The sequence below is a fragment of the Thermodesulfobacteriota bacterium genome (assembly GCA_040755095.1).
Classification (GTDB): Bacteria; Desulfobacterota; Desulfobulbia; order Desulfobulbales; family JBFMBH01; genus JBFMBH01.
Map to the genome: position 1 here is coordinate 21,458 of JBFMBH010000036.1, position 9,564 is coordinate 31,021.

Here is a 9,564-nt window from a genome sequence, read left to right on the forward strand (position 1 = left end):
GCCCGGTTCCGCGGTCCGAGGAGGCCCATCCATGTCCCCGGCAGCCAAGACCCGCCAACGCGCTACTGCGGCCGTCCTGTTCCTGGGAGCGGCCCTCGTCCGCACCGAGTCCCCCTGGGCGGAGGTGCTGACGGACGGCACCATGGGGCCGGCGGCCGTGCTCAGTGGCCCGGACTTTGCGGTCAGCGCAGACCTGGGAACCGTCCGCGGGGCCAACCTCTTCCACAGCTTCACCACCCTCAATCTGGCCGCCGGCGAATCCGCCACCTTCAGCGGTCCGGATACGATTGCCACCATCATCAGCCGCGTCACCGGCGGGGAGCAGTCCCTGATCGACGGCCGCCTGGCCTCCTCGATTCCGGGCGCCGACCTCTATCTTCTCAATCCCGCCGGCGTGATCTTCGGGCCTCACGCCTCCCTGGACCTGAGCGGATCACTTCAGGTCAGCACCGCCGATTTTCTCCGTCTTGCCGACCAGGGCATCTTTTTCAGCGACCCTTCCGGCGACACCATCCTCAGCAGCGCCGCGCCGACGGCCTTCGGCTTTCTCGATGGGCCAATCGGCGCCATCGAGGCCTACGGGGCAGAGCTGGCCGTGGGCGATGGCCAGGCCTTGTCCCTGATCGGCGGGGAGATCATGTTGTTGGGCAGCACCTTGCGGGCGCCGGGGGGCCGCATCGACCTGGCCAGTGTTGCTTCGGCTGGCGAGGTGCGGCCAGCGGCCGGGGAGCTTTCGATTGATGCCGCCGAGCGGGGCGCTGTGGCGCTGAACAACTCCGAGCTGGACGTTGATGCTGCGGCCAGTGGCGCCGTCTTTATCCGGGGCGGCCGGGTCGCGATCACGGGGGATGCGCATGTCCACTCGGCCACCGGTGAGAGCCCCGGCGGCGCCATTGATATCGAGGCAGACCGCCTGAAGATCACCGGTGGTGGCATCGTCCAAGCATGGGCCGTCGGACAAGGAGACGGCGGTGACGTGGTCGTCCGCAGTATGGATCTGCTGGTCGCCAACGGCAGCTTCATGGCCGCCGGTACCCTCGGCGCCGGCGACTCCGGAAGTCTCGATATCGTGAGCGACAGGGTCACCGTGGACGGCCAAGGGTATGGGGCTGGGATCTTTGCCCAGGTGAATCCCGGTGCTACGGGCCAGGGCGGTGCCGTGGCGATCGACGCCCGGGATCTGCAGGTTCTGAATGGCGGCATGATCAGTGCCTCCACCTATGGGGCAGGTGATGCCGGCGGTCTTGCCATCACCGGTGACACCATCACCGTGGGCGGCCAAGGGGTTGGGGCTGGGATCTTTGCCCAGGTGAATCCCGGTGCTACGGGCCAGGGCGGTGTCGTGACGATCAACGCCGGGGATCTAGAGGTCCTGAATGGCAGCGCGATCAGTGTCTCCACCTTCGGGGCAGGTGATGCCGGCGGTCTTGCCATCACCAGTGACACGTTGACCGTGGACGGCCAGGGGAATTGGGCTGGAATCCTTGCGGGGGTGGCTTCTGGCGCTACGGGCCAGGGCGGTGCTGTGACGATCAACGTGGGGGATCTGCAGGTCCTGGATGGCGGCCAAATCGGAGCCTCCACCTTCGGGGCAGGTGATGCCGGCCGTCTTGCCATCACCAGTGACACGATCACCGTGGACGGCCAAGGGAATTTAGCTGGGATCTTTTCCCGGGTGAATACGGGCGCTACGGGCCAGGGCGGTGCTGTGACGATCAACGCCGGGGATCTGCAGCTCCTGAATGGCGGCAGAATCAGCGCCGCCACCTTCGGGGCAGGTGATGCCGGCCGTCTTGCCATCACCAGTGGCACGATCGCCGTGGACGGCCATGGGTATGGGGCTGGGATCTTTGCCCAGGTGGATACCGGCGCTACGGGCCAGGGCGGTGCCGTGACGATCGACGCCGGGGATCTGCAGGTCCGGAACGGTGGCGAAATCAGTGCCGCCACCTTTGGGGCTGGTGATGCCGGCGGCCTTTCCATCACCAGTGACACGATCACTGTAGACGGCCAAGGGTATGGGGCTGGGATCTATGCGGGGGTGGCTCCTGGCGCTACGGGCCACGGCGGTGCTGTGACGATCAGCAGCAGCGAGCTTTCGATCCGCAACGGCGGCGCGATCAGTTCTTCCACCTCTGGGGCAGGTGATGCCGGCGACCTTTCCGTCACCAGTGGCACGTTGACCGTGGACGGCGCTGAATCCGGCATCTATGCCCGGGTGCGGGAGGGGGCCACCGGCGACGGCGGGGATATCAACCTGGTGGCCGACTCCCTGACCTTGAGGAGCCAGGGCACCATCACCGCGGCCAGCCTTGCCAGCGGCAGGGCTGGCGACATCGCCATCCTCGCCACCGGCACCCTCAGTCTGCACAACGGCAGCCGGATCGTCACCTCCACCACCGATTCCGACGGCGGCGATATCACCATCCGTGCCGGCCACCTGCTCCGTCTGGAGGGCAGCGAAATCTCCACCTCGGTTGCTGGCGGCGCCGGCAACGGCGGCAATATCGACATCGACCCGATCTTCACCATTCTCCAGGGCAGCCGCATCGTCGCCAACGCCTATGGCGGCAACGGCGGCAACATCCAGCTGGTGACGGACTACCTGTTTGCGGACAACAGCATCATTGACGCCTCCTCACGACTGGGCATCTCGGGCAATGTCTCCATCCAGACGCCGGATATCGATATCAGTGGCATCCTGGCCGATCTGCCCGAGTCGGGCGGCCTGGCCGATCTTGCGGCCAGCAGCTGCCTTACGGCTGGGCCCGGGGGGGCGAGCAGTCTGACCTTCGGCGGCTGGGGAATGCTGGCGCCCGGGCCGAAGGCGCTGGTGCTGCCCGTGGCGGAGCCAGCACCGGAGCGGGACTCGCGGGCGGACGGACGAGGCAAGGGGGGGCAGCACCTGAGGAATCACCTCGAAAGGAAACAAGGAGAGGAGCCATGAACAAGCATCGCTCTGCGTGGTGTTCGGCCGGTTTGCTGCTGGTGCTGCTCTTGGCCACAGCTTGGCCGGTGGCAGCCGGTGGCTCGGGGGTCTGTCTCGTGACCGAGCTGGCCGGGACCGGCACCTTCCAGGCCCCGGGGGGCGAGTCCCACCCGATCACGCCCTTCATGAAGCTCAAGGAGGGGGATCAGGTGCTGCTGTCCCCGGGCAGCCGGATGCATCTGGTCTATTTCAGCAACGGCCGCCGGGAGGTCTGGCAGGATGAGGCCCGCATCACCGTCGGCCGGGAGGGGGCCACGCCGCAAACCGGCGCGGTGGCCCAGGTGGGCGCCTTGCCCGGCGTGGTCGCCAAGGAGGTGCAGCGGGTGGTGGCCATCATCGATACCGAGCGTATGATCCGCAGCGGCGGCTATCTCATCCGGGGCGCCGGGGGTGACGAGGCTGCACCGGTGGCGCCGGTGGAGCTGGCCACGAGCGAGGAACGGGAGGTGGCCCTGGCTCGGGATATGTACCGGACCCTGCGCAGCCAGGCCGCAGACACCGACATCTCGCCGGAGCTCTTCCTGTTCAGCGTTCTGGCCGACTTCGACCAGCACCAGGCCATGGCCGAGCTCATCACCACCATGCGCGCCCGACAGCCCGACAACCGGGAGATCGACCTCCTGGAGAACTGGCTGAGGAGGCAGTGATGGGCCCTGGAGTGCGGGGCGTGCGCCTTTTCGCCCTGGCCGTGTGCCTGGCCGGGGCGGCGGCGCCTGGCCTGGCGGCGGAGCGCGGGCCGATCCCGGTGCCGGAGCTGCCGGCGGTGGCGGCGGCCCGGGACCGGGATGCCGCCCAGCGGGCTTTCCGGAACGGAGACTTCGAGCAGGCGGCCGTTCTGTACGGCACGCTTGCCGAGGATCTGGACCCGGAAGGTCAGGCCGGGGCCCTGTTCGAGGCACTGCTCCTGGAGGCCCAATCGCTCATGGCAGGAGGCCATGGCCATCGGGCGGCGGCGGTCCTGGCCCGGGCCCAGCAGGTGGCGCCGGCAGTGGGTGACCGGGCCGACCTGCGGGCAGAGGCCGCCCTGGCCCGCCTCGCCTATCTCATGGGGGATTTTGCATCAGCGCACAGCCACTTCCACCGTTGCCTGCCGGCCGTCGACAACGGTGACCTGCCGCCGGCAACGGGCGCCGCCGTACTTTTCGCTTTCGGCCAGCTGCTTGTTGCCGAACAGGACCACCAGGGGGCGAAAGAGATCCTGCGCCGCTCCCTGGCGTTGCCGGCAGCCGATCCCGCGCTCCCCCTCCGGACGGAAATGCTTCTGGTCCAGCTCCGGCTGCGGCAGCAGGAGAAGATCGATGCCCTCTCCAGTCTCGCGGATCTCCAGGGCCGGGTCCTGGCCCTGGTCGACGGCCACGACAAAGCCGTTCTGCTCCTCAGCTGCGGCCTGTTGGCCCAGGAGCTGAGGGCCGCGCCGGCAGGGCCGGTCCAGGATCGCGGCCTGGTGCTCCTGGCCCACGACGGTTTCCAGGAAGCGGTGCAGGTGGCCGAGCGGATCCGGGACTTCCGGGCCCGCGCCCTCGGCCTCGGCTACCTGGCCGGGCTCTACGAGCAGGAAGGGCGCCAGGAGGAAGCCCTGACCTTGAACGGCCAGGCCCTGTTCATCGCCCAGGAGCATGACTTGAGGGAGCAGCTGTTCCGGCTCCACTGGCAGAGGGGCCGCCTGCATGGGACCGTGGGCAGGCTGGACGAGGCCATTCGGGCCTGCCAGCTGGCGGTCGATGCGGTCAGCCGCATCCAGCAGGATCTGGCCACCGATTGCCGCCGCCGGGGCGGTCTGTCGTACCAGCAGGCCGTGGAGCCGATCTACTTCCAGTTGGCCGATCTCCTGCTCCGGCGGGCCGCAGGCATTCCCGACCCGCAGGGCCGACAGGCCGATCTGTTGGCCGCCCGGGATACCCTGGAGCGCATGAAGGAGATGGAGCTGAAGGACTACTTCCAGGACGAATGCCTCGCTGCCGGCAAACAGACGATCATGACCCTCGAGCAGGTTCCGGGCCGGACGGCGGTCATCTATCCGGTCATGCTGCCCGACCGGCTGGTGCTCCTGGTCTCGGTAGGCGCGAGCATGGAACAGTATGTGGTGGCTGTGGGCCACGACACCCTGGTGGAATGGATCACCAACCTCCGGCACAAGCTGCAAACGCCTGGCAGCCGCTTCCTCCGCTATGCGAACCGCCTCCATGAGTGGCTCCTGGCCCCCATGGAGGCCGACCTGCAAGGCCGCGGGGTCCAGACCCTGGTCTTCGTCCCGGACCGGGAGCTGCGCACCATTCCCATGGCAGCGCTCCATGACGGCAGCTCGTTTCTGATCGAGCGGTATGCCGTGGCCACCACCCCAAGCCTGACCCTCACCGATCCCCGGACCCTCAAGGTCGCGGAGGCCCAGGTCCTGCTGGGGGGGCTTACGGAAGCGGTGCAGGGCTTTCCCGCCCTGCCCGCCGTTGCCGGCGAGGCCACCACCGTTGCCGCGACCTTTCCGGCCACGGTCTATCTGGACCAGATCTTCACCGCGGCGACGGTGCAGGACGCCATGCAGCAGGCGCCCTATTCCATCGTCCATATCGCCTCCCACGGCCAGTTTGACCGTGATTTCAGCAAGACCTTCCTGCTCACCTATTCGGATCGATTGACCCTGGCCGGCCTGGAGAGCCTCATGGAGCCCGGCCGGGAGCGGCGCCAGCCGGTGGAGCTCCTGACCCTGAGCGCCTGCCAGACGGCGGTGGGTGACGAACGGGCGGCATTGGGGCTGGCCGGGGTTGCGGTCAAGTCCGGGGCCCGCAGCGCCCTGGCCAGTCTGTGGCTCATCAACGACCAGGCGGCAGCCGCCCTGGTGGACGCCTTCTACCGGGAGATGCGGCAGGGCAACGGCATCTCCAAGGCCGAGGCTCTTAAGCGCGCCCAGGTCCGGCTCCTTTCCCGACCCGAGTATGGCCACCCGGCATTCTGGGCCCCGTATCTCCTGATCGGGAATTGGCTCTGATGCCCGGTGCCCGCGCCAAGAACCTGACCTTCGCCGCCGTCCTCCTGGTGGCCAGCTGTCTGGTGGCCGCCACCGCGGAGCGACAGGGCTGGCTGGCCCCCTGGGAAGAGGCGTTGGGCGATCTGCACCAGCGGCTCCTGGGCCGGCGGAGCGATTACCTGCCAACGGTCACCATCGTCACCATCGACGAGCCGACCTTGGACGCGCTGGCGGACGCGCCGATGACCTTCTGGGGCCCGCATTTTGCTACCGCGATGGCAGCGGTGCGGGCGGCCGGGGCCAAGGCGATCGGGCTTGATCTCGTCTTCGCGGTCAGCGCCGAGACCTGGCTGGCTGAGGTCAGCCCAGCCGGAAGTGACCTGAGCCGAACCTACGACGCCTCTTTCCGCGCGCAGCTCTACAGCGGTGACGTGGTCCTGGCCGGTATGGCCCGCTGGCAAGACGGCAAGGCGCAGCCGCCCCTTTTGCCTGCGGTCGACTACCTGTACTCCTTGCCGGACGGCCCGGAGTCGGTGGGGCTCATCAACCTGCTGCCGGACGAGGACCACGTCATCCGGCGTTTTCTCCCCCGGCTGTTCGCCGGTGACGTCCCGCCCCACACCACTTTCGCGCCCCTCCTGGCCCGGAAGGCCGGGATCGTTTTCCCCCCGGACGCGATCAGACGGATCCGCTATGTGGGCCCGCCCGGCACCGTGCCCCGGCTCTCCTTCCGGAAGCTCCTGGAGCCGGCGACCCGGGAATCCCCGGCCGTCCAGGCCCTGCTGCGGGACAAGGTGGTGATCTTTTCCGCCGAGCAGGGCGGCTTCAACGACCTGCACCTCACCCCGTACAGCTCCGGTCTCTTTGCCAGGCCAGATCGCAGCTTCATGGCCGGCGCCGAGGTGCACGCGAACATCATCGAGACGCTGGCCGCTGGCAAGACCATGGAGCCTCTGGCGAGTGGATGGCGCTTCCTCTGGCTCGTGGCCTTCTCGGCGGCCGGCCTGGTGCCCGCCCTGCGTCTTCCCCCCGGCCGGGCTTTGGCAGCCATGATCGCCTTGGCCCTGGCCGCATTCCTCCTGGCCCATCCGGTCTTCCGGGCTGATCGCTTCGCGCCCACCATACCCGTCGTGCTTTCCCTGTCCACACTCTACCTGGGCGCCACCGGCAAGCGGTTGACCCGGGCGGAGCGGGCCAGGAGCATCATCCAGGCGACCTTCGCGCCTTATCTGGCGGACTCGGTGCTCAAGGATCTCCTGGCCCGGGACCAGATGCCCGCATTGGGGGGGACGGCCGCCGAGGTGGTGGTGCTGTTCTCCGACATCCGTGGCTTCACCTCCCTCTCGGGCCGGCTGGAGCCGGAGGAGGTGGTGGAGCTGTTGAATGCCTACTACGGCCAGGTATGCGAAATCATCGCCCGCCACGGTGGGATGGTGGACAAGTTCATCGGCGATGCGGTCATGGCCCTGTTCGGCACCCCGGTTGCCTTCCCGGACCAGAGCCGCCGCGCCCTGCTGGCGGCCCGGGACCTCGTCGCCAACAGCATCGGCTTCCAATCCTGGCTGGACAGCCGATTCCCCCGCCACCAGCTGCCCCGCTTCCGGATCGGCGTCGGCATCCACAGCGGCAAGGCCCTCATCGGCAACATCGGCTCATCGAAGAGGATGGAATACACCGCCATCGGCAGCACGGTGAACATCGCCTCCCGGCTGGAAGGCTTCTGCAAGACCCTGGGCTGGGATATCGTCGCCAGCCAGCGAACCGTTGCCGCCGCCGGCCCCGGCCTACTCCTGGGCCGGACGACCACGGTGCTCCCCGCCGGTTGCAGCGAGGAGATCAGCGTGGTGGAGGTCCTGGGGGTGCAGGACTGACAGCCAAGACTGCGGATCTTCTGGCCGGCGGCAATAGCCCGGCCAACTCGCGGCTGCTGTGAGGCGGGGACGAATCCCGGCGCGCCGACACGTCCCACCTCCGGCCATTGACACCCCCCTGTTGGCGTGTTATTGGACGCCAGTACCGCAAATAGACATGCATATCAGCGGAGCACAGGCAAATGTACACGCGACTTCTCAGGCTGCCGGCGGCGCCCAAGAAGAGCTTCTTCCTCTGGGGCCCGCGGCAGACCGGGAAAACCACCCTGCTCAAGGCATCGTACCCGGACGCGCGGCGCATCGATCTTCTCCAGACCGACCAGTTGGTGCGCTATTTGCGGCGGCCGGCCCTCCTGCGCGAAGAGGTCCTGGCCGGCAGGTCTGCCGGGCCCATCGTCATCGATGAGATCCAGAAGGCCCCGGCCCTGCTGGACGAAATCCACTTCCTCATCGAGGAGCACGGCGTCGTCTTTGGCCTGTGCGGCTCCAGCGCCCGCAAGGTGCGGCGGGGGCATGCCAATCTTCTGGGAGGACGAGCCCTGCGCTACGAGCTGCTGGGCCTGGTGGCGGAGGAGCTGGGGGATGACTTTTCCATCGAGCGGTTCGTCAACACCGGCCCCCTGCCTGATCATTACGGGGCGGAAAGCCCGCGCCTGACCATCCGCAGCTACGTGGAAGACTACCTGCGGGAAGAGATCCTCGAGGAGGGATTGACCCGCCGCCTGCCGGTGTTTTCCGATTTCCTGCGGTCGGCGGCCATTGGTGATACCGAGGTGGTCAATCTGTCCAACGTGGCCCGGGAGGCCGCGGTCGCGGTGTCAACGGTGCGGGATCATTACGGCATCCTGGTGGACACCCTCATGGGCGCCTTTCTGCCGGCCTTCACCCTGCGCCCGAAACGGCGAACGATCCAGGCGCCGAAGTTCTACTTCCGCGACGTGGGCGTCGTGAGCCACCTGGCCAGACGGGGCAACATCGAGCCTGGCTCGGAGCTGTTCGGCAAGGCCTTCGAGAACTGGCTGTTCCACGAGCTTTCCGTGCACGCCCGGTACAGCGAGCTGCACTACGATCTGTCGTATTGGCGCCTTTCCAGCGGCATCGAGGTGGATTTCGTTCTGGGCAACGGCCAGGTCGCCATCGAGGCCAAGGGCAAGACCCAGGTCTCTTCCCGGGACATCGCCGGGCTGCTGCACTTCAAAAAAGATTTCCCGGAGGTCCGCGCCCTGGTCGTCGTCTGTCTGGAGCCCCGCCTGCGGAAGACGGCGGAAGGGGTCCTCGTTGTGCCGCACCGGGAATTCACCAGGCTTCTCTGGCAGGGACGCTTTGCACCCGAGCTGACGAGCGGGGGGGGAGACTGAGCGGCCAGTCGCCTTGTCGGGGCCATCGACCAGGGCGCGGGTCCGCAAGCCCAAAGAGTCATGAAGCCGGAGGTGCACCTGCACGTCTGCACCGTGCTCCACCACGGCCGGGGGCTGAAGGCCGGCCGGCTCCGGCGGCCAACGCCACCTTGGCCACGAACGTCCGTTGCACCATTGGGGCGCGCTCCGCGCACGGCTGCTCACAGGTCCTGATGACTCCCATAGCTCCCATAGCTTCCATGGCTTCCCTGGCTTCCCTGGACCCATGGGACTTATAGGACCCATAGGACTTATGGGATCTCTCAAGAGACATTGGACACCAGAGCGGGCTGCCGGCGTTTCATCCATTCGGAGCCCGGGCGTACAAATAGGGACGGCCGTGGG

5 protein-coding genes are annotated in these 9,564 nt (G+C 67.7%); all 5 read left to right on the top strand.

Features of this window, described 5'->3' with window-relative positions; all coding sequences use genetic code 11:
• The first annotated feature begins 31 nt into the window (after nucleotides 1–31).
• Nucleotides 32–2,947 (top strand): filamentous hemagglutinin N-terminal domain-containing protein, encoded by a 2,916-nt coding sequence (locus AB1634_07610; GenBank protein MEW6219388.1) that lies wholly within the window; start codon nucleotides 32–34, stop codon nucleotides 2,945–2,947.
• Complete coding sequence (locus tag AB1634_07615) at nucleotides 2,944–3,636, top strand: hypothetical protein (GenBank protein ID MEW6219389.1); 693 nt, start codon at nucleotides 2,944–2,946, stop codon at nucleotides 3,634–3,636. The genes AB1634_07610 and AB1634_07615 overlap by 4 nt, the downstream gene beginning before the upstream one ends.
• Nucleotides 3,636–5,972, top strand: coding sequence for a CHAT domain-containing protein (locus tag AB1634_07620; protein ID MEW6219390.1), 2,337 nt, complete (start codon nucleotides 3,636–3,638; stop codon nucleotides 5,970–5,972). Before AB1634_07615 ends, AB1634_07620 begins: the two co-directional genes overlap by 1 nt.
• A complete protein-coding gene (locus tag AB1634_07625; GenBank protein MEW6219391.1) occupies nucleotides 5,972–7,822 on the top strand; it encodes an adenylate/guanylate cyclase domain-containing protein in 1,851 nt (616 codons plus the stop codon). Before AB1634_07620 ends, AB1634_07625 begins: the two co-directional genes overlap by 1 nt.
• Before the next feature lie 182 nt (nucleotides 7,823–8,004).
• Nucleotides 8,005–9,180, top strand: a complete 1,176-nt coding sequence (locus tag AB1634_07630; protein MEW6219392.1) for a DUF4143 domain-containing protein — start codon at nucleotides 8,005–8,007, stop codon at nucleotides 9,178–9,180.
• Nucleotides 9,181–9,564: the final 384 nt, after the last annotated feature.